The sequence below is a fragment of the Paraburkholderia guartelaensis genome, assembly GCF_004353905.1.
GTDB lineage: Bacteria > Pseudomonadota > Gammaproteobacteria > Burkholderiales > Burkholderiaceae > Paraburkholderia > Paraburkholderia guartelaensis.
The window spans coordinates 57,340-82,465 of record NZ_SMOD01000014.1; the positions used below are offsets into that span (position 1 = coordinate 57,340).

General features: G+C 62.8%; 26 protein-coding genes and 1 pseudogene. 16 read left to right on the forward strand and 11 right to left on the reverse strand.

The genetic code is table 11. The features are described 5' to 3' along the window. The 6 genes from E1N52_RS19535 to E1N52_RS19560 all read left to right on the forward strand — a co-directional run bounded on the left by E1N52_RS19535 (position 1) and on the right by E1N52_RS19560 (position 5,283). Positions 1-459, forward strand: coding sequence for a MaoC family dehydratase (locus E1N52_RS19535; RefSeq protein ID WP_133184376.1), 459 nt, complete (start codon positions 1-3; stop codon positions 457-459). Further along, entirely contained in the window at positions 459-1,670 is a 1,212-nt protein-coding gene (locus E1N52_RS19540) for a CaiB/BaiF CoA transferase family protein (protein ID WP_133184377.1), read from the forward strand. The genes E1N52_RS19535 and E1N52_RS19540 overlap by 1 nt, the downstream gene beginning before the upstream one ends. A 6-nt stretch (positions 1,671-1,676) precedes the next feature. After that, the gene (gene aroE / locus E1N52_RS19545; RefSeq protein ID WP_133184378.1) at positions 1,677-2,513 is read left to right on the forward strand and encodes a shikimate dehydrogenase; all 837 of its coding nucleotides are present in this window, start codon (positions 1,677-1,679) and stop codon (positions 2,511-2,513) included. Between the two features lie 19 nt (positions 2,514-2,532). Next, positions 2,533-2,973, forward strand: coding sequence for a type II 3-dehydroquinate dehydratase (gene aroQ, locus E1N52_RS19550; RefSeq protein ID WP_133184379.1), 441 nt, complete (start codon positions 2,533-2,535; stop codon positions 2,971-2,973). A 186-nt stretch (positions 2,974-3,159) separates the two neighbouring features. Continuing rightward, positions 3,160-4,380, forward strand: a complete 1,221-nt coding sequence (zigA, locus tag E1N52_RS19555) for a zinc metallochaperone GTPase ZigA (RefSeq protein WP_133184380.1) — start codon at positions 3,160-3,162, stop codon at positions 4,378-4,380. Between the two features lie 231 nt (positions 4,381-4,611). Continuing rightward, on the forward strand, positions 4,612-5,283 hold the full coding sequence (locus tag E1N52_RS19560; protein ID WP_246089137.1) for a CBS domain-containing protein: 672 nt from the start codon (positions 4,612-4,614) through the stop codon (positions 5,281-5,283). A 76-nt stretch (positions 5,284-5,359) separates the two neighbouring features. On the opposite strand, the gene E1N52_RS19565 is transcribed toward E1N52_RS19560, so the two are convergent. Further along, on the reverse strand, positions 5,360-6,181 hold the full coding sequence (locus E1N52_RS19565; protein WP_133184382.1) for a universal stress protein: 822 nt from the start codon (positions 6,179-6,181) through the stop codon (positions 5,360-5,362). 244 nt (positions 6,182-6,425) lie between these two features. Between E1N52_RS19565 and E1N52_RS19570 the strand changes: the two genes are divergently transcribed. The 3 genes from E1N52_RS19570 (at position 6,426) to E1N52_RS19580 (ending at position 7,598) form a co-directional block, all read left to right on the forward strand. Continuing rightward, the gene (locus E1N52_RS19570) at positions 6,426-6,860 is read left to right on the forward strand and encodes an Hsp20/alpha crystallin family protein (RefSeq protein WP_133184383.1); all 435 of its coding nucleotides are present in this window, start codon (positions 6,426-6,428) and stop codon (positions 6,858-6,860) included. Between the two features lie 97 nt (positions 6,861-6,957). After that, entirely contained in the window at positions 6,958-7,197 is a 240-nt protein-coding gene (locus E1N52_RS19575; protein ID WP_133184384.1) for a UDP-glucose 4-epimerase, read from the forward strand. A gap of 71 nt (positions 7,198-7,268) precedes the next feature. Continuing rightward, complete coding sequence (locus tag E1N52_RS19580; protein WP_342777873.1) at positions 7,269-7,598, forward strand: hypothetical protein; 330 nt, start codon at positions 7,269-7,271, stop codon at positions 7,596-7,598. Positions 7,599-7,670: 72 nt separating this feature from the next. Here the strand turns inward: E1N52_RS19580 and E1N52_RS19585 are convergent, their stop codons facing one another. The 5 genes and pseudogenes from E1N52_RS19585 to E1N52_RS19600 all read right to left on the reverse strand — a co-directional run bounded on the left by E1N52_RS19585 (position 7,671) and on the right by E1N52_RS19600 (position 12,218). Then, positions 7,671-8,456, reverse strand: a complete 786-nt coding sequence (locus E1N52_RS19585; protein ID WP_133184386.1) for a helix-turn-helix domain-containing protein — start codon at positions 8,454-8,456, stop codon at positions 7,671-7,673. A 13-nt stretch (positions 8,457-8,469) separates the two neighbouring features. Further along, the gene (locus tag E1N52_RS44125; RefSeq protein WP_165979417.1) at positions 8,470-8,607 is read right to left on the reverse strand and encodes a hypothetical protein; all 138 of its coding nucleotides are present in this window, start codon (positions 8,605-8,607) and stop codon (positions 8,470-8,472) included. Positions 8,608-8,733: 126 nt separating this feature from the next. Then, positions 8,734-9,381 (reverse strand): response regulator, encoded by a 648-nt coding sequence (locus tag E1N52_RS19590; RefSeq protein WP_133184387.1) that lies wholly within the window; start codon positions 9,379-9,381, stop codon positions 8,734-8,736. After that, positions 9,381-10,628: pseudogene (locus E1N52_RS19595) on the reverse strand (PAS domain-containing sensor histidine kinase); the annotation flags it as partial. The gene E1N52_RS19590 and the pseudogene E1N52_RS19595, both read right to left, overlap by 1 nt. Positions 10,629-10,811: 183 nt before the next feature. Beyond that, positions 10,812-12,218 carry an MBL fold metallo-hydrolase RNA specificity domain-containing protein gene (locus E1N52_RS19600; RefSeq protein WP_133184389.1) on the reverse strand — a complete coding sequence of 469 codons (1,407 nt, stop codon included), beginning with the start codon at positions 12,216-12,218 and terminating at the stop codon, positions 10,812-10,814. A gap of 247 nt (positions 12,219-12,465) precedes the next feature. On the opposite strand from E1N52_RS19600, the gene E1N52_RS19605 reads away from it, so the two are divergent. Next, entirely contained in the window at positions 12,466-12,780 is a 315-nt protein-coding gene (locus tag E1N52_RS19605; RefSeq protein WP_133184390.1) for a DUF4148 domain-containing protein, read from the forward strand. A 191-nt stretch (positions 12,781-12,971) separates the two neighbouring features. On the opposite strand, the gene E1N52_RS19610 is transcribed toward E1N52_RS19605, so the two are convergent. From E1N52_RS19610 to E1N52_RS19620, 3 genes are all read right to left on the reverse strand, one after another. Beyond that, positions 12,972-13,763: a PhzF family phenazine biosynthesis protein gene (locus E1N52_RS19610; RefSeq protein WP_133184391.1), complete on the reverse strand. Its 792-nt coding sequence runs from the start codon at positions 13,761-13,763 to the stop codon at positions 12,972-12,974. 61 nt (positions 13,764-13,824) lie between these two features. Continuing rightward, entirely contained in the window at positions 13,825-14,640 is an 816-nt protein-coding gene (gene bla / locus E1N52_RS19615) for a class A beta-lactamase (protein ID WP_246089138.1), read from the reverse strand. A 103-nt stretch (positions 14,641-14,743) separates the two neighbouring features. Then, on the reverse strand, positions 14,744-15,127 hold the full coding sequence (locus E1N52_RS19620) for a DUF2917 domain-containing protein (protein ID WP_133184393.1): 384 nt from the start codon (positions 15,125-15,127) through the stop codon (positions 14,744-14,746). Positions 15,128-15,291: 164 nt separating this feature from the next. Here E1N52_RS19620 and E1N52_RS19625 point away from each other — a divergent pair, with 164 nt between their 5' ends. Together E1N52_RS19625 and E1N52_RS19630 are read left to right on the forward strand one after the other, a co-directional pair. Next, a complete protein-coding gene (locus E1N52_RS19625) occupies positions 15,292-15,870 on the forward strand; it encodes a TetR/AcrR family transcriptional regulator (protein WP_133184394.1) in 579 nt (192 codons plus the stop codon). A gap of 168 nt (positions 15,871-16,038) precedes the next feature. Continuing rightward, positions 16,039-16,665 (forward strand): response regulator, encoded by a 627-nt coding sequence (locus E1N52_RS19630; RefSeq protein WP_133184395.1) that lies wholly within the window; start codon positions 16,039-16,041, stop codon positions 16,663-16,665. 111 nt (positions 16,666-16,776) lie between these two features. Here E1N52_RS19630 and E1N52_RS19635 read toward each other — a convergent pair whose 3' ends face one another. Continuing rightward, a complete protein-coding gene (locus E1N52_RS19635) occupies positions 16,777-17,901 on the reverse strand; it encodes a sensor histidine kinase (RefSeq protein WP_133184396.1) in 1,125 nt (374 codons plus the stop codon). A gap of 201 nt (positions 17,902-18,102) precedes the next feature. On the opposite strand from E1N52_RS19635, the gene E1N52_RS19640 reads away from it, so the two are divergent. The 3 genes from E1N52_RS19640 (at position 18,103) to E1N52_RS19650 (ending at position 22,187) form a co-directional block, all read left to right on the forward strand. Next, positions 18,103-19,116 (forward strand): hypothetical protein, encoded by a 1,014-nt coding sequence (locus E1N52_RS19640; RefSeq protein ID WP_133184397.1) that lies wholly within the window; start codon positions 18,103-18,105, stop codon positions 19,114-19,116. Positions 19,117-19,560: 444 nt separating this feature from the next. Further along, positions 19,561-20,892 (forward strand): MFS transporter, encoded by a 1,332-nt coding sequence (locus tag E1N52_RS19645; protein WP_133184398.1) that lies wholly within the window; start codon positions 19,561-19,563, stop codon positions 20,890-20,892. A 107-nt stretch (positions 20,893-20,999) separates the two neighbouring features. Further along, positions 21,000-22,187: a porin gene (locus E1N52_RS19650; RefSeq protein WP_133184399.1), complete on the forward strand. Its 1,188-nt coding sequence runs from the start codon at positions 21,000-21,002 to the stop codon at positions 22,185-22,187. A gap of 81 nt (positions 22,188-22,268) precedes the next feature. Here the strand turns inward: E1N52_RS19650 and E1N52_RS19655 are convergent, their stop codons facing one another. Then, positions 22,269-23,321, reverse strand: coding sequence for a LacI family DNA-binding transcriptional regulator (locus E1N52_RS19655; RefSeq protein ID WP_246089139.1), 1,053 nt, complete (start codon positions 23,319-23,321; stop codon positions 22,269-22,271). A gap of 206 nt (positions 23,322-23,527) precedes the next feature. On the opposite strand from E1N52_RS19655, the gene E1N52_RS19660 reads away from it, so the two are divergent. Beyond that, entirely contained in the window at positions 23,528-25,075 is a 1,548-nt protein-coding gene (locus tag E1N52_RS19660) for a UxaA family hydrolase (protein WP_133184401.1), read from the forward strand. The last annotated feature ends 51 nt before the right edge of the window (positions 25,076-25,126 follow it).

Sequence of the window (25,126 nt, forward strand, 5' to 3'; positions counted from 1 at the left end):
ATGACGATCATCGAGAAGTACTGGGACGACGCCCGCGAAGGCGACGAGTGCGCGAGCCCAAGCTACACCGTGACGAAGGAACGCATCCTCGCCTATGCCGACCTCACGGGCGACCATACGCCTGTGCACGTGGACGAGGCATACGCCAAAGCGAGCCACTTCGGCTGTCTCGTCGCGCATGGGCTTTTCGGTCTGTCGATTGCCGACGGCCTCAAGACACAGAGCGACTATCGCTTTCTGCCCGGTATGTCGCTCGGGTGGACGTGGGATTTCCTGCTGCCGATCAAGGTCGACGATGTGTTGCACGTGAAATTTCGCGTCGGCGCCATGCGGCCGAGCAACAGCCGCCCCGGCTGGGGCATCGTCGTGCTGCCCTCCGAACTGATCAATCAGGATAACCAGGTGGTTCAGCGCGGCGAACATCGTCTGATGGTGCCGCGCCGGCCGGGAGCCTACTGATGCAGGGCCGTCCTCTCGAAGGCATTCGCGTTGTCGACTATAGCCACTTCCTCGCCGGTCCCTACGTGGGCCGCTGCCTCGCGGCGCTCGGCGCCGAAGTCATCAAGGTCGAGCGTCCGGGCAGCGGTGACGCAGGTCGCCAGCACGCGACCGTACTGGATGGCCAGCAAAGCGGCTATTTCCTGCAATTGAACATGGGCAAGCGCGGCGTCAGCGTCAACATGAAAGATGCGCGCGGCAAGGAGTTCATGCGCCGCTTGTGCGATTCGGCAGATGTGTTCGTCGAGAACTACCGTCCCGGCGCGCTGGACAAGCTCGGACTGGGCTATGTCGAGCTATCCGCGCGCAATCCTGGCCTCGTCTACTGCTCGATCTCGGCATACGGCCATACGGGCCCCGACGCGCATCGCGCCGGATTCGGCCTGATCGCGGAGGCGAAGAGCGGCATCATGCAGATGGTGGGCACGCCAGGCGAGCCGCCGCCGTTGCTGCGCATTTCGCTCGGCGACATGTACACGGGCATCCACGCGGTGGCGGCGATCAACGCGGCGCTGCTCGGCCGCGTGAAGAGCGGCCGCGGCCAGCACATCGACATGGCGCTCTACGACACGCTCGTCTCGATGCACGAATACGCGGTGCAGTGCTACACGCTTCGGGGTGTGCTGCCGGAGCAGACGGGGCACGACATGCCGACCTCGACACTCTATGGTGTGTTTCGCGCCGCGGACGGCGACCTCGTGATTGCGGCACAGGTGGACGACGCGTGGATGCGCCTCGCTGCGCTGATCGAAGTGCACGGCGGGCCCGCCGGATTCGGCAGCGATATGCGCTTTCACGATAGCGTCGGCCGCAACACCCACCGGCAGGCAATTCTGTCTGTCGTGCAGCCGTGGGTCGCCGCGCGGCCCGTCGCGCAAGTGCTCGAACTGCTGGATGGCATCGATGTGCCTTGCGCAAAGGTGCAGCGCATCGACGAGGTGCTCGACGATCCGCAGATCCAGGCGCGCGGCATGGTGGTCGAGCAGCATCACCCGCGCTATGGAACGCTGCGTTTGCCCAACCTGCCTTTCCGCTTTTCTGATTGCGATACGACCATTCGCGACGTCGCGCCGGATCTCGGGCAGCACAACACGGAGGTCGCACAATCGCTCGGCTTTTCCGCTGCCGAGATCGACGCGATGCAATGCGAAGGCGTTCTCTACTCGAAGTGAGACACCATGACTGACCCGTATGCAGTGATCGGCCACCCGATCGGACACACGAAATCTCCTTTGATTCACGGCCTGTTTGCCGAAGCGACACATCAGGCGATGTCCTACGCCGCAATCGAAGGTCCGCTCGACCCTGACGATGGCTTCGCGAAGGCCGTGCGCCAGTTCGTGGCGGATGGCGGCAAGGGCATGAACGTCACTGCGCCGTTCAAGCTCAAGGCCTTCGCGCTCGCCGACGAGCGCAGCGAGCGCGCGACACTGGCGGGTGCCGCCAATGCGCTCAAGTTCGAGAACGGCCGGATCATTGCCGAGAATTTCGACGGCATTGGCTTGTTGCGCGATATCGAAGTCAATCTCGACGTTCCGCTTGCCGGCAAACGCGTGCTGATGCTCGGCGCGGGCGGCGCAGCGCGTGGCGCGCTGCTGCCGTTTCTCGCCGCGGGTCCCGCTGAACTGGTCGTCGCCAATCGCGATGTGTCCAAAGGCGAGGCGCTGGTCGCCCAGGTAGGCTCGCGCGGTACGGGCTTACGCGCCTGCGGCTATGGTGGTCTCGCGTCGCGAGGCCGCTTCGACCTTGTGGTCAACGCGACGTCCGCAAGCTTGACGGGCGACCTGCCACCCGTCCCTCCGGGCGTGTTCAGCCCGGATGGCACTGCCTACGAGCTTGCATACGGAAAGCGGCTCACGCCGTTCCTGCGGCTCGCGCGCAACGCCGGCGTACACGGTATCGCCGACGGCGTGGGCATGCTGGTCGAACAGGCGGCCGAGGCCTTTGCATGGTGGCGCGGCGTGCGACCGTTGACGGCCGCGGTCATCGACCGCCTCACCGTGCCGCTCGACTGAGTGCGCAAAGGAGATCCCGATGAAGAACGTCCTGATGCTTCATGGCATCAATCACAACATGTTCGGCAAGCGCGACCCCGCGCAATACGGAACGGTTACGCTCGCCGACATCGATGCCAGGCTGCAGGTGTTGGGCGAGGAACTGGGTGTGCAGGTCGAATCGTTTCAGACGAACAGTGAAGCGGCGATGTGCGAGCGCATCCATCGAGCTTTCGAAGAGCGCAAGGACGCCGTGCTGATCAACGCCGGTGCATGGACGCACTACAGCTACGGCATTCGCGACGCGCTCGCGATCCTGACCTGTCCGGTCATCGAACTGCACATGTCCAACATCCATGCGAGGGAACCATTCCGGCACCATTCGGTGTTCGCCGATATCGTCAAAGGGCAGATCTGCGGCTTCGGGATCGAGAGTTATCTCCTCGCACTGCGTGCCGTCCATGCGGAGATCCATAATTGAACGGCACGCCGGAATCGCAACCCGGCTACTTCCACAGGAAACGGGAAACACGTCGACCCGCAAGCATCCGCCGTTGACCTTTCAGGGGGCCGCGTTCCGACTGTATTGCTACCCTTGTTGCAACCGGATATGCAATGTTATAACATTTCACATCCGGTAACCCTATCGCATACAAGGAGCCTTTCGATGGATTCACGACTGCCGGTGACGGTCCTCTCCGGGTTTCTTGGCGCCGGCAAGACCACGCTGCTTAACCACATCCTCAACAACCGTGAAGGCCGGCGTGTGGCTGTCATCGTCAATGACATGAGTGAGGTCAATATCGACGCGGCGCTCGTGCGTGATGGTGGAGCGCAACTGTCGCGCACAGACGAAAAACTCGTCGAGATGAGCAACGGCTGCATCTGCTGCACGCTGCGCGAGGACCTGCTGCTGGAAGTCAACCGGCTCGCGAAGGAAGGGCGGTTCGAGCAACTGGTCATCGAATCCACAGGCATTTCGGAGCCTCTGCCGGTTGCCGAGACGTTCACCTTTGCCGATGACACCGGCCAGAGTCTGTCGGACGTTGCGCGCCTCGACACGATGGTGACGGTGGTCGACGCGTTCAACTTCCTGAGCGACTACAGCTCACAGGACAGTCTGCACGCGCGGGGCGAATCGCTCGGGGCAGAGGACAACCGCACCGTCGTCGACCTGCTCATCGAACAGATCGAATTCTGCGACGTCATCGTGATCAACAAGGTGGACCTCATCGGCTCCGCGGATCGCGAACGGCTCATGGCAATCCTGCGTGGCCTGAATCCGCGCGCACGGCTCGAAATTGCCGAGTTCGGCAAGGTGCCCCTCGAGCGCGTGCTCGACACGAAGCTGTTCGACTTCGAAGAGGCGTCAAAGGCTCCGGGCTGGCTCAAGGAACTGCGCGGCGAGCACACGCCGGAAACGCAGGAGTATGGCATTGGCAGCTTCGTGTGGCGCGCGCGGCGGCCGATGCACCCACAGCGTTTCTGGGATCTCGTGAACAGCGAATGGCCTGGCGTGGTCCGCTCGAAGGGCTTCTTCTGGCTCGCGAGCAGGCCGGCGCACGCCGGGTCATGGTCGCAGGCCGGCTCGGTGTGCCGCCATGGAGCGGCTGGCCTCTGGTGGGCGGCAGTACCGAAGCACCACTGGCCGACGGATGCCGAGTCGCTCGAGTTAATCGAACAGAACTGGATTCAGGGCGTTGGCGATGCGCGTCAGGAACTCGTGCTGATCGGCATCGACATGGACGAAGCGGCGCTACGTCGCCGTCTGGACGCCTGTCTGCTTTTGGACGCGGAAATGTCGGTGGGTCCGCAGGCATGGAGCGAATACCGGGATCCTTTCCCGGCCTGGGGCGGTGCGGTACCTGAGAGGGACGAGGTAGCGTGAAGGTCGGGCACGTGGCCGCGTCGCACCGGAGTCGGCCGGGAGGACGCTGCCGCGCCCATCACCTCGATATCGTCCCCCGAAGCGGGCATGTCATACCGGGCGACGAAACGTCGTATCGCACCGAGTCCGCTTGATTGATTTAGGTCAATGCGCGTGCGCAACCGATCTCTAAATTGGGTTCCAGTGCGGCGTTAGCCGGTAACGGAGGAACTCATGCAAGCATTGGACATCATGACCACGGACGTCGTCAGCCTGCGTCCTGACGCGACGGTTTTCGAGGCCGCGACATTGCTCACCAGGCATCACGTGAGCGGCGTCCCGGTCGTAGACGACACCAGCGCTGTTGTCGGCATTCTCAGTGAGGGTGATCTGCTGCATCGCGTGGAAACGGGGACAGGCAAGCCGCAACGCAGCTGGCTGGGTGAGTTCCTCCACTCGACTCGCAGGCTCGCAAGTGAATACCTGAAGGAAAATGCCGTGAAGGTCGGCGACATCATGACGAGCAATGTCATCTACGTCTCGCCGAAAGCCGAACTGAGCGAGATCGCCGAACTGCTGGAGCGCCACCATATCAAGCGCGTGCCTGTGCTGGAGCAGGGCAGGCTCGTGGGTATCGTGAGCCGCGCGAACCTGATACGCGCGCTGGCGAGCGCGGCGCACCCCGATCCGGCTGCGGTCGCGTCTGACGAGGCGATTCAGCGCGACGTACTTCATGCACTGGACGGGCACCGCTGGGCGATGGCGGCAGAGAATGTCGTCGTCAAGGAAGGGGTTGTCCATTTCTGGGGCACCGTGAACTCGGAAGAGGAGCGCAAGGCGATCCTCGTCGCCGCGGAGCGTGTATCCGGCGTCAGGGGAGTCGAAGACCACCTCGGATATCCGGTTGTGTTCACGGGGATGTAAGAGTGTCTCGTCCCCGGTGGCTTACCACCGGGGACCTTGCGCGGCCTCGTTCGATCGCGGCGCTGCGTGCGGTCGGTCAATGAGACATGAGTACCGGCAGCGTCATCGTGGAGAGGATGGACCGAGTGGCGCCACCCAGAACCAGCTCCTGGAATCGCGCATGGCCATACGCGCCCATGACGAGCAGGTCGTACGCACCGTCGGCGGCATGGTTCAGCAGCGTGTCGCCGATGGATTCAGTCGCGTGATGGTCAAGCATGGCGATGTCCACCGACCTGGCACCGTGCCGTGCCAGCATGGCGGCAAGGTCAGAGCACGACGCGTACGGCTGCTCGGGCGCCAGGATCGTCACGTGCACCGCTCGCAGGATGAACGGCAGCGCGTCGTGAACCGCACGGGCAGCTTCGCGGCTTGCGTTCCACGCAATGAGCACGCGTTCGCCGAACGACTCGAATCGGCCCGTGTATGGCACCAGTAGCACGGGCCCTCCCGCTCCCAGGAGAACACTCTCCGGGAAACTGTCCGCAAGCCAGGACTCCGGGTCGTCCGGATTGGCTTGTCCGAGAATCGCGAGATCGGCGGTGCGGCTGCGCTGCATGATCGCCGCAACCGGGTCGCCTTCTGGGATAACCCAGGTGCCATCGATCTGCGCACGAGACACTTCTGCGCGGAAGAGCCGTTCAATCGCGCCGCGCTGCTCCATGCGTAGCGTGCGATGCGTCTCGTAATAGTCGGCTGTTCCACCCATCACGTAGAACTCGCGCGGGTTGGGTTCGAACCTCGCGAAGAGTCCCTCCAGATGTGCGCCGAACTTGCGCGCCAGCCTCAGCGCGAGCGAGAGCCGCGCGTTGGCGCATGCGCTCGTGTCCATGTGAACCATGATGGTCTTGTAGCTCATTGCAATCTCCAGCGAAGGGTTGACGTGCACTTCGACGCTCACAACGTCCTCTGAGTCTAAAGTCGAGGGGCACCATGAGATTGATTTGAATCAGTTATTTTTATGTGCGCCGAAGGCGCGCATAGATCCCGCAAAAACAGGAGTCGTTGAGGCAGATCAATCGGAAAACGCCTTGCCTGCCTAGATTGAATACGGTGCGTGCCGCATGGCATGACGCGCACCAACGGCCGAAAGGAGGCAATCAATGAGCAATCTGACGCGTTATGACCCGTTTGCGATGGAGCCGGTGTCCGATCTGTTTCAGGGGATGTTCCGGCCGCTGCGAGGCATGCTCGCGGCCGACGAAGGCGGAGTCCCGGCGATGAAGATCGACGTGACCGAGAGCAGCAATACCTACACGGTAAAGGCAGAGATGCCGGGCGTGGAAAAGAAGGACATCGACGTGAAGATCGACGGAAACGTCGTGTCCATTCACGCAAAGATCGAGCGCAGCGCCGAGCAAAAGGACGGGGAGCGTGTGATTCGCCGGGAGCGCTACAGCGGCGCGTTCGGGCGCACGTTCTCGCTAGCGAGCGATATCGACGAGAGTGCGGCCAGCGCGCAGTACCAGGACGGCGTGCTCTCGCTCACGCTGCCGAAAAAGGCGGCTGCCGAGCAAAAGCGCCTGCAGATTGAATGAATGCGTGAAGGTGAAGCGGGAGGGCGCGCGGAGCCAGTGGCCCTGCGCGCTGGATTGGCGGGGAGCCCGTTTCACCCGCGAAACGGAGAGTGAAATCATGACATTGAAGGGCACCGTCGACTCGGGCGTGTGGCACGTCGAGGCAGAAACCTCACAGGCTGAGCAGGGTGGCTTCTGTTGCCTGATCAGCGTCGCGCACGGTTCGGCAGAGCAGCATTTCCACCACGCGTTTGCCCATCATCGCATCTTCGAGAGCGAGGTCGCGGCGGTGCTGGAGGGCTTACGCGAGGGCATGGTGTGGGTAGATCTCAAAAGCCGTCACGCGTTCGATATCTAGCCCCCTCTGGCGAACGACCCGCGAGCGGATCCAGCAAAGGCGACACGGAGGGCCTGGCGATGGGACTCGGGATGCAAATCGTTTATCTGGGTTTTGCGGGTTCGTCTGCGCTCGATGCGGAAGCCGGCGTGCAGTTGCTGCGCCTCGACCGGTTCAGCGGCATGTTGTCGGGCTGTCATCTCGCCGTCGAGCAGTTGGGTACCACTAGTGGCAGGAAGTTCGCGTACGACGTTCGGCTCGAACTCCTGTCGGTCTCGCGCGAGTTCAAGCCGATCGCCCATGGCGAGAACGAAGATCCGATAGCCGCGATGCGTGCGGTGTTCGATGCCGCTGTGCACGAACTGAGATCGGCGCCAATTGCCGGTGCCGCAGGGCACGGTGCTGTGCGTTTGCGTAACTAATTCATGCGCTCGGCGGGGCGGCTGCGTGGCACCGGCTGTCTCCTCGAATGTGGAGTTTGCGTGCTTCACACGTCAGATGCGCGCAAGACCCTCGGCGTCGATGATGCGGATTTGTTTGCCGTTCGGCTCGACCAAACCTTCCCTTTGAAAGCGCGAAAACATCCGGCTCACGGTTTCGAGCTTGATGCCAAGAAAGCAGCCGATCTCCTCGCGGCTCATCTTCAGATGGAACTGCACGCCGGAGTAGCCGCGAGCCCGAAAGCGCGCCGCCAGGTCCAGCAGGAATGTGGCGAGGCGTTGCTCGGCGGTCATCGTGCCGAGCAGCATCATCAGACTCGATTCACGCACGATTTCCCCGCTCATCAGTTGGTACAGATGGTGTTGCATTCGCGGGCTTTCGCGGCAAAGCATTTCAAGTTGTCCGAAGGGAATGATGCAGACCGTGCTGTCCTCGAGCGCAATGGCTTCGCAGGTATGCGTGCCGGAACACACGCCGTCGAGTCCGAGCGGTTCACCCGGTATCTGGAAGCCGGTGATGTGTTCAGCGCCTTCGCGATGCATCACGATCGTCTTGAATGAGCCGGTGCGCACGGCGTAGAGGCTCTGGAACGGACTGAGTGCGCGAAACAGTGCTTCGCCACGCCGGACATGGCGCGTGGTGTGAACGATGGTGTCGAGCTGCTGGAGTTCGCTTGAAGTGAGATCGTGCGGCATGCAGACCGCACGCAGCGAGCAGGTAGAGCAGCGCGTGGCCGGACCGTGGCGTGCTGCCTCGTGCACGGGCGGGTGCAAACGCCACACGGGCAGCGGCGTGGGCGATACGGTCCGGGAAGTGTCGCAGGCGGGCGCAGCGTGCATGATCGTCTCCGGTTCAGCGCGCGGTGTCGGCGCGCTGTTTCACAAGCGCTGATGACATCCCAGTGAACGCCGTGGCAATTCTGCGGCGCACGACCGCCGCGTCCTCGACGAGGAAGACTTGCAGGTACTGGCGGTTCGCACTGGCTTCCATGTAGCCAGTATTGGCGGTGCGATCTCGAAAAAGTATCGGCGGCGGTTGAAATTCGCGTACGCGGAACGGAAGGTATGTAGGGCGATTCCTACAATCATGTGGTGAAATGCCGCGGCAACTGCGCGCTCAGGGCTCGTCCGGGTCGTCGAGGAGCTTGTGACGCACCGCATAACGGACGAGCGCGGCCTCATGCGGCATCTGCATCTTTTCAAGAATGCGCACTTTATAGGTGCTCACGGTTTTGGCGCTCACGCAAAGCGTCTGGGCGATCTCCGTGATGGTCTCGCCAGCCGCAATACGCCGGAAGACTTCGAACTCGCGGTCTGAGAGCCGCTGGTGCGGCAGGGTTTCGGCGGGCTCGTTCAGGCTTTGGGCGAAACGCTCGGCCATCGCCATGCTGACGAAAACGCCGCCTGCGGCGATCTTCGTGACGGCATTCACCAACTCCGCGCTCGCGCTCTCCTTGGTGAGATAACCCGAGGCGCCGGCCTTGAAGGCGCGCACGGCATATTGCTGCTCCGCATGCATGGTCAGCACGAGGATGCGCAGCGCTGGCTTTTCCTCCTTGATCTGCTTGATCAGATCCACGCCGCTTCGCCCAGGCATCGACAGATCGAGCACCAGCACCTGGGCGACACGTTCGCGCACCAATGAGAGTGTTGTCGGTCCATCGCAGCCTTCGCCTACGACCTCGAATTCGCGCGCGCTTTCGAGGATGCGCCGCAACCCCTCCCGCACGAGCGTGTGATCGTCGGCGAGGATCACCTTGATCATCAGGCGGCCTCTTCGGATTGAAGGGCGTCGAGCGCAAACGTGACGGTCATGGCGAAGCCCTCGCGAGGCGCGGTATCGATCGAAACGGTGCCGTTGAACATATGCGCCCGTTCGCGGATGCCAAGCAGACCAAAGGTTTTGTCCTGAGGGCCGCGGCGTTGTGTGTCGCCAGAATCGCTGAGCGCGCCGACGCCGTCGTCTGCGATGCGCAGCACGCAGCGTTGCCCGTCTACGGTCAGGGTGAGCACGACACGTGTGGCTTCGGCGTGTCGGGCGACGTTGGTCAGCGCTTCCTGAACGATGCGAAACAGCGTTGAGGCAGCCGCGCCTGAAAATTCCGCTCCGTCTGTGTCGACGTGCCGCTCGACTGCGATACCGTAGCGGCTCGTGAAATCGTTCGCGAGCCATTCGATGGCCGGCACGAGGCCGAGATCGTCGAGCATGACGGGCCGCAGGTCGGCTGCGATGCGTCGCACGGCCGCGACGGTTGAGTCGATCAGCTTGCTCATGCCGGTCAGACGTGCGGCGGTCTCCGGCGTAGTGTCATCGCCGAGGCCATGTGCGAGTGCGGAAAGATCGAGCTTGAGCGCAGTGAGTTGCTGGCCGAGGTCGTCGTGAAGCTCACGCGCGATACGCGTTTTTTCGGCTTCACGCACGTTCTGCAAATTGGCGGACAGTTCGCGCAGTTCTTCGCGCGATCGCTTGAGCGCATTCTCGTCGCGCAGGCGTTCCGTGATGTCGCGCAGCATGACCGTATAAAGCTTGCCGGAGTGGTCGCGGATCTGGGAGATCGACGCCTCAATCGGAAATTCCTCGCCGTTGGCACGTAGCCCGTAGAGCACGCGCTGGTGCTGGCCCATCTGCCGTTCGGTCACGCCTGTCTCGCCGAACCGGTTCACGTGCTGCCCGTGCGCTTCGCGGAATCGCTCGGGTATGAAGCGTGACAAAGGGGAGCCGATCGCCTCGGTGGCCGCAAGGCCGAATACGAACTCGGCCGCGGGATTGAAGATGACGACCCGCTGCGCTTCATCGACGGTGATGATCGCTTCCATCGAGGAACGGATGATTGCCATCATGCGCGCATCGCTGAGTGCCGGCGCGCCGCCCGCTTTCGGGGGCGTCGCGTTCGAGCGCGTGAGCCGACCAACGACGAGCGCGAATGCGGCGGCCGCCGCGGTACCGGCGACGAGGATGCTCGCCGCGCCTCGCGCGAGGCGTGCCCGCGGTTTAGCGCCCGTACTCATCGGGACTGTCCGGGGCGACTCGCTTGCGCGGAACCGGTGCATGAGCCATTCACGTATGAAGTATCGACTTCAATGCAGGGATACCCGGCGTCTGCCGTCGCACGGGGGCTTGCCGCCATTGTATGAGTGCCACAAGAACGCGTAGCGAAAAAGTTGGGCGCGCCGGCCGTGCCGTGCCACGTCCGCTCAGGCCGGCATTTCCGGTTCGCGCGGCGGGCATACACGCACCGTCTCCTCCGGCAGTTCGACCGATTCGCCTGGTTCGGGCACGCTGCAGTCCCAGTGCAGCGTTTCGGCGATACGCCGGCGCAACGCATCGGCTGCGGCGGGCTCCCCGTGGGTGACGAACGTGCGCAGAGGCGGGCACGTCATGCCACTGAGCCAGCGCAGCGTTTCCCGGTAATCGGCATGTGCGGAGAGCGAGGAGATCGAGGCAACCTCGGCGCGCACGCGCACGTAGTCACCATGCAGCTTGATGGTCGGCGCGTGGGCTTCGAGCGCTGCGCCGCGCGTGCCCGGCGCCTGGTAGCCGACCAATGCGATCGTGTTGCGCGGGTCGGGCGCATAGAGGTTCAGGTGGTGCAGCACGCGTCCGCCAGTCGCCATGCCGCTGCCCGCGATGATGATCATCGGTCCCTGGCGCGAAGCGATGGCCTTCGATTCGTCGACAGTTCGTGTCATGAACGCCGCGTGATCGATGGCGTGCAATTGCGAGACCGTCAATCGATGTTCACGCATGTGATGGCGATACAGGTCGGTCACGCTGATCGCCATCGGGCTGTCGAGATAGACGGGAACATTGGCCATGCGTCCCGTCTCCTTGAGCCGCGCGATGTAGTAGAGGACTTCCTGCGCGCGGCCCACTGCGAAGCAGGGCATCACGACAACGCCGCCGCGCGCGAAGGTGCGTGCGAAGACGTCGGCAAGTTCGTCCTCGGGATTGAGCGCGTCGTGGAGCCGGTCGCCGTACGTCGATTCGACGACCAGGTAGTCGGCGTGTGCCGGCGGTAACGGCGCGCGCACGATCGGGTCGTCGGGACGACCGAGGTCTCCGGAGAACGCGACGATTGTGTGTCCGCAACAGAGCACAACGCTCGCGGCGCCGAGGATATGGCCGGCGGGAAGCAGCCGGAAGCTCAACTGCCGCGCCAGCGCGACGGACGTGTCGACTTCGCGTGGCCCGATGAGCCGCAACGCCTGTTCGGCGTCTTGCAGCGTATAGAGCGGCAAGGCTGGGTGGTGCTTTGAATAGCCGTGGCGATTCGCGAACGCGGCGTCTTCCTCATGGAGCCTTGCGCTGTCGCGCAGCATGACTTCGCACAGGGCCGCCGTCCCCGGCGTGCAGAAGACCGGCCCGCGATAGCCGTTGCGCGCAAGGACTGGCAGGTAGCCGCAGTGATCGAGGTGGGCATGAGTGAGGATCACGGCGTCGAGCGAGTCGGCGGGGAAGGGCAGCGGATCCCAGTTGCGCTGGCGGAGGTTTTTTGTGCCCTGGAACAGTCCACAGTCAATCAGCACCCGCTTGTCCGCCGCCTCCAGCAGATATCGCGATCCCGTGACGGTTTGCGCCGCGCCCAGAAACGTCAGCTTCATCGTGATCTCCTCGCCTCGTGCACGCCGTGCGCGCCTGATCCTGATTGGACCGTACTCCGGCATTACTCGTTTGACCTGAATCAGAGAGAACGGCATTACGCCCGATTCGCCGGGTGGGCCGCAGCGCAGGGCCGGATACACGTCCCAGCCCTGCGCGAAGTTCACTGTCCTATACTGGGTACTTTCGTTTGGGCCGCTTTCCTGGGCTACTTCACTGCATCAAATAACCGGGAACAGGAGGGAGAAAATGCGTATCGCCAGACATATGTTGGTCCTGCTCGCCTCAGCCTCGCTTGGGATTGGTGCAGTCACACCAACCCTCGCCCAGAACGAGGCTTCGGGTGCGGGAACTGCCGCAGCGATGGAGGGCGCGTCGGCTGCCAAGCCAACCAAAGCGGAGCGCAAGCAGGCCCGCAAGGAAGCTCGGGCAAAGAAGAACGCCGAATTGAAGAAGCTTGAAGCTGCGGGCTATCAACCCGGCCGCGCCAATGATCAGAACTATCCGCAGGATATTCAGAACGCGGAAAAGAAGGCGGGTGTTGGACAGGGCGCAAGTCAGTAGTGGCTGAACGCGGCGCACGTGCGTCTCGCACTATGCGCCGCGCCGGCGGGGTTCTCGCTCCAGGCTGAAAAGCAAACCCGCCAGGCATGAGCCTAATCGGCAAGGATCCCCGCAGCTGGCGTATCCCTGCCGACAGGCGTTGACCAATGACCCGCGGGAATGAATGACAGGTTCGAGCCAGAACGGGTTGGTCAGACTGCGCTCCTGACCGCTCGTCCGCCAACTTGCACGGCCCCGTCGTTGTACCGGGCAAGCACCGTGCACGGCTTGCCGAGCGCGTCGCCTTGCAGCAACGTGATGCTTCGCTCGAGCGACAAGGCGAGCGCGCCCGCCGCCACGCCCGTCGCGGCGTCTTCCAGGCGCGGGTCCAGATGATTGAAATTTCGCCCTTCATAGACACCGTCACGCAAGCGGCAATAAGCGTACATGCCAGAGATGCCGTGCGTGCGACTCCAATTGGCAATGCCCGCAAGATCGGGAGTCAACGCGGCCAGCACGGACGGCGCCGCCACTTCGACCAACAGCTTTGCGCTGCCGATCGATGCGAGTCGAGGCACGCCCGCTAGCGCCGCCGGTTCAACGCGTAGCAACTCCGCTGTTTCTGCGATGTCGACGGCAAACGTTGGGCAAGTCTGCGCCGAGACGCCGACAAAAATGCCGTCGTCGTCTCGCGCGATCTCGAGCAACTGCCGATGCATGCTCGTGACGAATTGAGTTCGTCCGATGTCCGGGGACCGCTCAAAGAACACGGCGCTCGCCGCGAGCGTCGCATGCAGGCAAAGCGGACTGCGGGCATACGGGTAGTAGTAGTCGAGTTCCCTGTCACCGGCAGCATTCGTGTCCACGAATACCGTCGCGCTTGCGTCTTGACGCTGCGCGAACGCTAGCCGCTCCGATCTGGCCAACGCTGACTCATCGACGACGATCGCAGCGTTGCCGCTCTCGTCATTACGGCCGAAGCAAAGCACGCGGTGGGTTTTCATTGTTGGCCCTTTTCCTGGCGGATGGCCAGATCGATCTTCCGATTCCTTACGGCGGCGGACGTCATGCCGCGTTCCTGGCCCATTGCACGAATGCTGCGCCAGCTTCGCGCAAGACCGTTTCGCGAGTCTGCATGCTAACGCCAGGCGCATCGTAGTATGCGGCGACGAGCAAAGGAGCGCGCCCAGGCGGGCGCACGAGCGCGTAGTCGTTTGTTTCCCCGGTCAGACTTGTTCCAGGCCGATCGGCCGCCTGCCAGCCTTCAGGCAAAGCCGCGCGGATCCTGTTGAGCCCGGGTTTGCACGCGGTCATTCCACGCTCCAGTTGCGCGCGCGACCTGGGGCTCAGGACATCGCCAAGCAGAAGGCTGCGAGCGACTGTGGCGATCGCTCTCGGCGTCGTGGTGTCGAGCGCGCCGTTGTAGTGGTTCGAGTCGGGCTCGTACCGGTCCGAGCGGGTGACGGTGTCGCCAAGTCCGCGAACGAATTGGGTCAGCCCTGCAGGACCACCGGCGCTTCTCATCAACAGGACGGCGGCCGTGTTATCGCTCTGTTCGAGTATTGCCTGGCAGAGCGTTTCGACCGGCAACGCGCCTTTGGCGAGATTGGCCTTGGTCACGGGCGACGTGAAAATGAGGTCCTTCTCGGTGTAGGGCACGAGGCGGTCGAGGCGCTCCTCGCCGCTATCGACGCGAGCGAGTGTCTGTGCCGCGAGGAGCCCCTTGAATGTGCTGCACATCAGGAAGCGTTCGTCAGCGCGATGGCTCAACGTACGCTCCGATCCCGTATCGACAGCGAATACGCCGAGGCGTCCACCATACCGGCGCTCGACTTCAGCGATCGGTGATTCGGCCGCGTGGAGCACCGGTACAGCGCTCATGCCAACAATGAGGGGAAGGCCAATCAGCAGATTTCGACGTTTGATCGAGTGGGGCACTGAAGCATCCAGATGGTCTGATTGAAGAGCGGCGGCCTCGCCATCACTAACGGAGCGGCGCGATGGAACCGAGATCCAGCTTCAAAAGCCGACCCAGCCAGCGACGCAGGGGATTGCGGACGACCGGCAGAAGGCTCGTCATCGAAATACGCGCGGCACAAGGGCCTTCCGTGCTGATCCACACGCGTTCGCCGCCCTGCAACCGCATTTGCGTACCGGGTGCCAGCCAGTGATCATAGGGGGAGTGGATTCGTGTGAGCCACACTTGCGCGCCGAACACTCGCAGGTCGGCATCGGCGGCAACACACCACGAATAGGTTATGCAAGGTTGAACGGTGAAATGAATGACTACCTTGGGTAACACATCGTCATGCGCAGATGCAAAGTCATCGTGCCTAGGACCGAACAACTGCGTGGTTGCATCTTCCATCATACTCTCCGACGTTGGTGTTACCCCATCCACACTCAAACATCACACTGGGCCAGGGTCCAGTTGTCGCCACAATGTACCGGCCAGCGGCGAACAGGCGAAGCAATGTATCGTATACAGACAAGTCTGTATACTATCGGTATGAAATTGGAAAGGTGATTCAAATGAGCGCGAAACGACAGGATGTGCTGGATACCGCGACAAGGCTCTTTTCGCAGTTTGGGTATCAGGCCGTGGGCATCGACAGGATCATCGACGAAGCCGGGGTTTCCAAGATGACGATGTACAAATACTTCCCATCGAAGAATGATCTGGTCGTGGAGGTGCTCCAGCAGCGCGAGGTCGATGTTGCAGCCGGTCTCGTTGCGTTTGTGAACGAGCGCCAGGATTCGCTTGCCAGAGTCCGCGCTGTGTTCGAATGGCACGACGAATGGATAAAAGACGAATCCTTCCACGGATGCATGTTCATTAGCGCTGCCTCTGAGTATGCCGCCAGTGATGCACGGATACTGCAAGCGTCCGCCGATCAGAAACAGCATTTGAAAATTTTTCTGGAGCGTCTACTCGAACCACTGACAGGTGGCGACGCAGCGCCAGGCTACGCGAGCAAGTTGATGCTGCTGATCGATGGGGCGATCGTCGCCGCGCGAGTCTGTGGCAACAAGGAAGCAGCTCTGGAGGCCTGGGAAGCAGCGAGCGAACTGCTCGCAAAATTTGGCTCCGACTCACTCGCTGGAGCCTGACGATCCCTTCGAAGCGCATCGTTTTCAGTCGAGGCCGATGGCGACACATCAACGGAGCAATGCCGCGATTCGGGGCACGACCGCTCCGCGGGTCCCGAAATTGGTGCCCGGTATTTGTCAGTGGGAACGCCCGATGCGGCGAAGCAGCTAACTGTATGGGAAATAGCGATGAGCCGCGTGCTGCTGGCTGACGACGATACAGCCTTTCGTGATGCGCTTCAGACATTGCTCGGTGACGCAGGGCACGATGTGACGACGGCCGGAAACGGCCTGGAAGCGGTTTCGGCGGCCCTGGCGGTCATGCCGGAGGTGATCGTCTCAGACGTTCATATGCCCGTTCTCGAGGGACCGGACGCTGTATCCATGTTGAGAGCCATCCCGCGGTTTTGCGGTGTTTCAGTGATTCTCATGTCCGGGGACGACACCGATGCCGGTATTGCTGCCGAAGGTTTTCTCCACAAGCCTTTTGACCCAGGCATGCTTCTCGACGCCCTTGCAAGCCTTTCGGAGAGTAAGCATTGTGGAAGCGAACGCGCGCCATCGATTCCGCACCAGGCCGTGTACCGGGCGGGCGAAACGGGCATCTCAGCGACAATAGCGGATCGGCAGCATCAGCGCGTTGCGCGCGCTTTCGAACTGGTGGCTGAACAGGAGCGCCGGATATCCGGGCTTGAACGCTGCGGTGTCGAGACCGGGCTGGCTATCGACCTGTACGAAACCATGGTGTGTAGCGTTGCGACGCTGACGCGCTTTGAGCGGTTCACAGTGGATTCGGTGAATCCCGCACCATGTTGATCTTGCACTCGGCTGTAGCTTCTTCAAAAAGGTGCACGAGATAAGGCGAGCGCAATAAAGCGGCGTTCGATCGTCATGCGTCTGCGGTGGGCGCGTGAGATGACGCGAGAGTTACGACTTCGCTCGCGGCAGTGACACCGAAAAAATGGTCTCCGTCTCGTCCGACCGTGTTTCGATGGCACCGTGGTGGGCCTTGGCGATCTCTCTTGCGATATACAAGCCGAGGCCGAGACTACCCGATTTATCGTCCTCATTCTGATGGTTTTGTCCTCGTTCCAGCGGATTGAAGATGCGGGCGAGCGTTGCGGGTTCGATCGCCGCACCGCAGTTGCTGACGTCAATTCGGACATGTGTTGCATCACCCGTCATCGCCACGCGCACAGGTGTGTTCTGTGTCCCGTACTTGATGGCATTGAGGACAAGATTTCCCAGCAATTGCTGCAGGCGCTGGCGGTCCCAGACCCCCCGCAGGTCACCCGTCACGTGCATCTCAATCTGTCTCTCGGGATGGATGGCACGCAACTCGTCCAGTTCCTCAGCAAGCACATCCGCAAGATCGATAGGCATAGGCGACACGTTGATGCCCAAGCCCAGTTTCGTCCGGTTGAATTCCGTCAGGTCATCGAGCAACCCCTGCATCCGGGCCCCGCTGCGTATCAGGCGGCCGGCGGCCTGCGACACATCTTCACCGGCATTCAACGCTGCCAGATACGATGAGGTCGCCTGAATCGCCTGGAGGGGGCTGCGCATGTCGTGCCCCAGCATGCCAAGCAGAAGGTTCCGGTTCTGCTCGATCTGCAGATTGAACGAGGTGACCGATTCGGCAAGCGCCTGATCGATCGCCTCATTGAAACGAATCAAGTCTCCGAGGTCAGGCGCTTGCGGCGCGCAATCGTCCATCCACAGACGAAGCACGCTTGCGCGCAACGCTCGATATTCGGCGGCAACCTGGTTGACCGTGAAGCCGGCCCGAGCCCTCAGGAAACCATGCGTTCGTGCGGCTGATTCGGATGTCCCGATCGGCGTGGGGCCCTGGTCCAACGATTTTTTGTGTTGGGCTTCTCTGGTCTGCGGGGTGCGCAAGTCTGCGGCAACGGCGTGCAGCATTTGTTCCGCCTCTTCGCGTAAGTCTACCGATTCCAATTCTGCCGACGCCGGCAGCAGGGTGGCTGCGAATGCTTCCCACGCCGCGAGTATTGCCTCCATCTCTTGCACGATAAAGTCTGCCAGCCGCATGTCCGCCTCTCCATCCGGTAAATGGACTACTGCCGGGGTACTCTACGTACCTATGTTACGCGCATACTCGCCACGGCCTACAATCGAAGGACTGCCCGGCTTCTTCGTGGGCGGCTTTACGACGGACGCGGGCACGAGTTATGCGCTTCGCGCCGATACGGCGGCGAGGACGCCGCCCGCCAATTGCGGAGGGAGAAAGTCATGAGGCCAACCGTGTTAGGCGTGTACGACAGCTACGCGAATGCGCGTTCCGCGCAGCGCGCACTGGGCGAGGCTGGGGTTGCGCAAGCGGAAATTGCCATCTACTCGATATCGGTTGATGCTCCCCGCGAAAAGGGGCCACGTGTCTATGTCCAGGGTGCGGTCGATACGCACCATCACAAGAAGGTCTTCGATCGACTGGAGCAGCTGTTCGCGCGCATCTTCACGAAAGGAGGGTATCCATCCGATGCGGAGGATTACAGGGAATTCATCCGTCGCGGCGGCACGATAGTTAGCGCCGATGTTTCTGAAGCGCAAGTCGATCTGGCGATTGAAACGATGATCCGCATGGGCGCTGCCGACATCGAGGAGCGCGCCAACGCGTGGCGTACGGGTTCTGCGAAGGCACAAGGTCCGGAACACACGGCGCATCCAGCCGGCACCACGGCCGGCGAACACGCGAGGCAGCAGGAAGCCACGCACGGCACCGCATTTTCGTCGACCACTGCGAACACCGCTGCGGGGCAGCGGCAGGCATCGACGCGCACAGACGAGCGCGGATCGACACTGCACGTGCAGAAGCAGCCGCACGCATCGGGCGCGTCTGAAGCCGGGTTCGCGCGCGCGAATGCGGATGCCGGCGCCAAAGCGCACAGCGCGCAGGCGCCCGACGGCCACGCCGCTGCGTCAAACGCCCAGCGTCCATCGGGAACGGGCTTCATGGGCGACCCGGGTCTCGGCACCCACCAGGACGACCAAAACCCGTACGACAAAGAATTTAGAAAGGACTACGACGCACATTACGCGGACACGGGTGCGTCATACGACGAGTATCGACGTGCCTACTCACACGGAGCCACGCTCGGACGCGACGAGCGGTTTCGCGGGGCCGACTGGCAGGGCGTGGAAGCGAGCGCACGCGCGAACTGGGAGTCGCGATATCCGGAAAGCGGGTGGGAGCGTTTCAAGACGGCTGTGAGGCACGGTTGGGAGCGGGTTAGGGGCGGCGGCTAGTTTAGAACTCGAATATCTGTCGCCTGGCTAACGGCGCGCCTCGATCTGAAAGTGTCGACAGATTTGATGTGCGCTACGTGTGCAGGGAAGCATTAGTTAAGACTCCTACTATTCGCGCGGATGAATCGGCGTCGCGTTCAGAGTTCATGGCGCGCTAGGTCTGTCACTCGTCTGCATGAAAGCCCGCGCGAATATCAATCAGCCTGTTCCGGTTCCCAGTCCCACGCTGTTGGAAGCCCGCCGACGCTGGCAATCCTTGCGAATTGAAAGGTGGGTATCCGCAATTACCCCAAGAAGAAGACGCTGGCATTTCTCCGGCGGCCATACTACGATTGCGCCCAATGTTACCGGTTACAGTAAACGGTAACATTGCGGCGGGCAAAGCCGGGCTTCACCCCCGGAGCGGCCGGAAGCGACCATTATTAATAGAACAGGAGACACGAGATGCATCTCGCCACCAACGTGCGGAACCGTTCCAGGATTCGCTGGTGGGTTGCCGGCCTCATGTGGGCGGCGATCGCGATCAACTACATCGACCGCACGGTGTTGTCGGCGGCGGCGCCGCGCATCCAGTCGCAATTCCACCTGAGCGCGGTCGAAATGGGCGTCGTCATGTCGGCGTTCTTCTGGTCGTATGCGCTGCTGCAATTGCCCGCGGGTTTTCTCGCCGATCGTTTGGGCCAGAAGAAAGTGCTGGGTTTCGCGGTGCTCTGGTGGTCGCTGGCGACGGCGGCCACGGGCATTGCGAATGGTTTCAAGTCGCTCGTCGCGCTGCGCGTGGCGCTTGGCGTGGGCGAGGCGGGCGCGTATCCGAGCAACGCGGGCATTGCGTCGAAGTGGTTCCCGCGCAGCGAGCGCGCGACGGTCGCTGGCATTTTCGACAGCGGTTCGAAGCTCGGCGGCGCCATTGCGCTGCCGCTCATCGCCGCGATGCTCACGGCGTTCGACTGGAAGATCACGTTCGCGCTGACCGGTTTGCTCGGCCTGATCTGGTACGTGGTGTGGCAATTCACGTTCAGCGATTCGCCGCGTGACCACAAGCGGGTCAACTCCGAGGAACTCGCGCACATCGAGAGCGATTTGCTGGCGGAGCAAAGCGACAGGGCGGCGAGGCCCCCGCTGCGCAAGCTCCTCGCGCATCGCAACATCTGGGCGATGTGTATCGGCTTCTTCATGATCAACTACAACTCGTACTTCTTCATCACCTGGCTGCCCACTTATCTCGTGAAGGCGCGCGGCATGACGATGATGGAAATGGGCTGGATGGCGTCGCTGCCGCTGCTCGTCTCGATCGTGGTCGAGATTTTCGCGGGCTGGGCGTCGGATCGCGTGTTCGCCTCGGGCAAGCTGTCGCTCACCGCCACGCGCAAGCTCTTTCTCGTGATCGGCTTGCTGATGGCATCGAGCATTGGTTTCGCCGCGTTCGCCGATTCGGCCGCCGTTGCGGTGCTGCTCCTGTGCATCGCGAAGTCGGGCACGACCGTGGCCGCTTCGCAGGTGTGGGCGCTACCGGCCGACGTCGCGCCGCGCAACGCCGTGTCGATGGTTGCGGGCGTTCAGAACACGGTATCGAACATCGGCGGCGTGGTTGGCCCGATCGTCACGGGCGCGATCGTCGGCGCGACGGGTTCGTTCGTGCCCGCGCTCGTGGTGTCGTCGGCGCTGATCGGCGTGGCGATCATCAACTATCTGTTCCTGCTGGGCAAGGTCGAGCCGATTCGTCTCGACGGCGCGTCGACGCAGCCGCAGGCGCGCGAGTACAGCAACGCCCCGTAAATCCACCGGTTCGGCCTTCGTTTCGTCGATCGAAGAATTTCCGCTGATCCTCTCAAGCCGGAATCAGTAGTACTCCTGTAAATATTAAAACCAGACAGGTCACCTGTATGAAAAAAGCACTTTTCGCAGCGGCCGGGCTTTTGTCCGTCGCACCCGTCGTGGCGCAGGCCCAGAGTTCCGTCACGTTGTATGGTCTCGTCGATGCCGGTATCGGCTATGTCAATAACATCAAGGGCGGCTCGGCGTTCCAGTTGACGAGCGGCCGCCTGAGCGGCAGCCGTTGGGGCCTGAAAGGCAACGAGGATCTCGGCGGGGGCTTGAGCGCAGTGTTCACGCTCGAAGGCGGTTTCAAGCCCAGCGACGGCACAGCCGCACAGGGCGGGCGCCTGTTCGGCCGCAGCGCGTTCGTGGGCATTGCGAAGAGCGGCATCGGCACGTTCACGCTTGGCCGCCAGTATGAACCGCTTGCGGATCTCGTCGCGCAATACGCGGGTCCGGGCACGTGGTCGCCGTCCACGCACGTGGGCGACAACGATAACCTGAACCAGACGTTCCGCATCAACAACGCGGTGAAGTTCCGCAGCGACACCATCGCGGGCTTTACCGTCGACGGCATGTACGCGTTCAGCAACCAGGCGAGCAGCTCGGCCGGGCAAGGCTTCGGCAACAACCGCGCCTGGGGCATCGCAGCGAATTACGTGAACGGGCCGCTTTCCATCGGCGGCGGCTACGTGCTGCTCGACCATCCGAACACGACGACCAACACGAGCGGCGCGATCGGCGGCGCATCCAGCACGACCGGCGACGACTACAGCGGCGGGTTCTTCTACGGCCTCGACGGCGGCGTGGCCCGTCAGCAGATCGCGGTGGCCGGCGCGAACTACAAGATCGGCAGCGCGATTGCGGGCTTTGCGTTCAGCCACACCGAACTCAACTACAACGACGGTTCCACGCGCAAGTTCAACAACTACGACGCGAACATGCGCTACCTGCTCACGCCGGCCACGACGCTGATCGGCGTGTACACGTTCACGGACGGCCGCGCGAACGGCCTGCCGGGCACGGGCGGCGCGACGCTCAAGCCGAAGTGGCATCAGTTCACGCTGGGCGTGGACTACGCGCTCTCTAAGCGTACGGACGTCTACCTTTCGGGCACGTACCAGCTTGCGGCCGGCGACGCATCGACGCGCGTGGGCTCGTCTTATAGCCGGATCGCGGCGATCGCGTATGCGGGCGGCGCGTCGTCCACGAATCGCCAGGTCGACGTGTTCACGGGCATCCGCACGAAGTTCTGATCGCGCTTTCACGTGCGAAAAGCAAAAGGCCTCGCGATGTTTGCGAGGCCTTTTTGCGTAGTCATCGCGAAGCGACGAACATCAAGCCGAGCCGCGCTCGATCAGCGTGAAACCGACGTCGACTTTCGCGCGCTTGCTCGTGCCGGTCTCGATTTTCTCGATCAGCATGGACGCCGCCAGCTTGCCGATCTTCGTGCCGTCGATGCGAATGGTCGTGAGCGGCGGGTCCGTGTCGGCGGCGAAATTCTGGTCGCCGTAGCCGATCACCTTGAGGCGTCCCGGCACGTCGAGCCTGCGCGCATGGGCTTCCATGAGCACGCCGAGCGCCATGATGTCGGCGCCGCAGAAGATCGCGTCGATTTGCGGATGTTCGTCGAGCAGCTTCGCGAACGCGCGCCGTCCGTCGCCGAGATGCGCGGGCGAGGGCACGGCGGCCACGGGAATCTCGCGCTCGCTGCCGAAGGCTTCGATGAAGGCGTCGGCGCGCAACTTCGCCCGGCGGTCGCCCGGCGTGACGATGGCCGGGTGCCGCGCGCCGCGCTCGCGCAGGTAGCGCGCGGCCGCTTCGCCCACGCGCGTGTGCGAGAAGCCGATCAGCATGTCGAGCGGCGAGCGCGTGATGTCCCACGTTTCGACCACCGGAATGCCGGCCGCGCGCAGTTTTTGCCGCGACGCCTCCGAGTGGATCACGCCGGTGAGCACGATGCCTGCCGGACGCCGGCCGATGATGGCGTCGAGCAGCGCCTCTTCGCGCGATTCGTCGTAGCCGCTCTGGCCGAGCAGCAACTGATAGCCGGCCGTCTCCAGCTCTACGGTCAGGGCCGCGACGGTTTCCTGGAACACGCTGCCCGCCATCGCCGGGATCAGCGCGACGACGAGGTGGCTGCGATTCGAGGCGAGCGAGCCCGCGATCAGGTCGGGCGTGTAGCCTGTTTGCCGCACGGCTTCGCGCACGCGTTCCAGCGTTTCGACCGAAACGAGTTCGGGATTGTTGAGGGCGCGTGAAACCGTGACCTTCGTGACCCCGGTCAGACGGGCCAGATCGCTGAGCGTGACCCGGCCGGTGTTCTTGCGGGCACGCCGCGACGCGGTGCCGGCGGCGGGCGGGGCGAATTCTGTCGAGGTCTTGGTCACGGGCGCGGGCGCTCCTGCTGCAAAAAGGTGTTGGCAATTATCCCAAAACTGTACTACGATGACATCTATGTTACCGGTTACATTAACCGGTAACTTTGTTCCAGAACGAAAGGCGGCGCGTTCCCCTGCGCGGCCAGCAACCATCTCGCATGGGACCGGAGCAGGTGCCCCTGCGCGCCCTCCGGATCGTCAGCGGAGACAGGCGAATGCTCCAGTCCAACAAGTCCTATAACGGGCCGTTGATCCGGCTCAACCCGAACGACAACGTTCTGATCGCGCGCGAACCGCTGACGATCGGGCATCAAGTCCAGATCGAAGGCGAAGCGATTCGCCTGCGCGCCCAGGTCGCGGCGGGCCACAAGGTGGCGGCGCGGCGCATTGCGGCGGGCGAGCCTATCCGCAAGTACGACACCGTGATCGGCGTGGCTGCGCGCGATATCGAACCCGGCGACCACGTCCACACGCACAACATCACGCTCGTCGATTTCGATCGCGATCCGGGCTTCGGCCTCGACGTGAGGCCCGTCGACTACGTCGCGCCGGAGCAGCGCGCGACGTTCAACGGCATCGTGCGGCCCGACGGCCGCGTCGCCACGCGCAACTTCGTCGGTATTATCGCGTCGGTCAATTGTTCGGCCACGGTCATTCGCCATATCGCCGATTACTTCACGTCCGAACGCCTGCGCGATTATCCCAATGTCGACGGCGTGGTCGCGTTTGCGCAAACCAGCGGCTGCGGCATGTCCTCGCCGAGCGAGCATTTCGACGTGCTCCGGCGCACCATTGCGGGCTACGCGCGTCATCCTAACCTGGGCGGCGTACTCATCGTCGGGCTGGGTTGCGAGCGCAATCAGGTCGGCGATCTGCTCGACTCACAAGGGTTGAAGACGGGCAAGGCCGTGCACGCGTTGGTGATGCAGGATACGGGCGGCACGCGCGCGACGATCGAAGCCGGCATCAAGGCCGTGCAGGACATGCTGCCCGCCGCGAACGACATCGTGCGCACGCCGGTGCCCGTCAGCCATCTGAAGATCGGTCTCGAATGCGGCGGCTCGGACGGCTTCTCGGGCATCACCGCGAATCCCGCGCTGGGCGCGGCGATGGACCTGCTCGTGCGGCACGGCGGCACCGCGATCCTCTCCGAAACGCCCGAGATTCATGGCGTCGAATACATGCTCACCCGCCGCGCCGTGTCGCCCGAAGTCGGCCAGAAGCTGCTTGACCGTCTCGCGTGGTGGGAACGTTATACGCATGGCCAGAATGGCCAGTTCAACGGCGTGGTCGGGCCGGGCAACCAGCAGGGCGGTCTCGCCAACATCTTCGAAAAATCGCTCGGTTCCGCGATGAAGGGCGGCACGACGCCACTGCAGGCCGTGTACGAGTACGCAGAGCCGATCGATCGCGCGGGCTTTGTGTTCATGGATTCGCCCGGGTACGATCCTGTCGCGGTGACGGGGCAGATTGCGAGCGGCGCGAACCTGATCTGCTTCACGACGGGGCGCGGCTCCATGTTCGGCTCGAAGCCCGCGCCGACGCTCAAGCTTGCGAGCAACACGCCCATGTTCACACGCCTCGAAGAGGACATGGACATCAACTGCGGTCTCGTGATTGACGGCGAACGCACGATCGAGGAAATGGGTCAGGACATCTTCGATCTGATCGTTCGCGCGGCTTCTGGCGAGCGCACGAAGAGCGAGCTGCTCGGACTCGGCGACAACGAATTCGTGCCCTGGCACATGGGCATCGTGAGCTGAAGGCACGTAACTGCGCGCCTTGAATCGGTATCAATAGAACAGGTAGGGAGA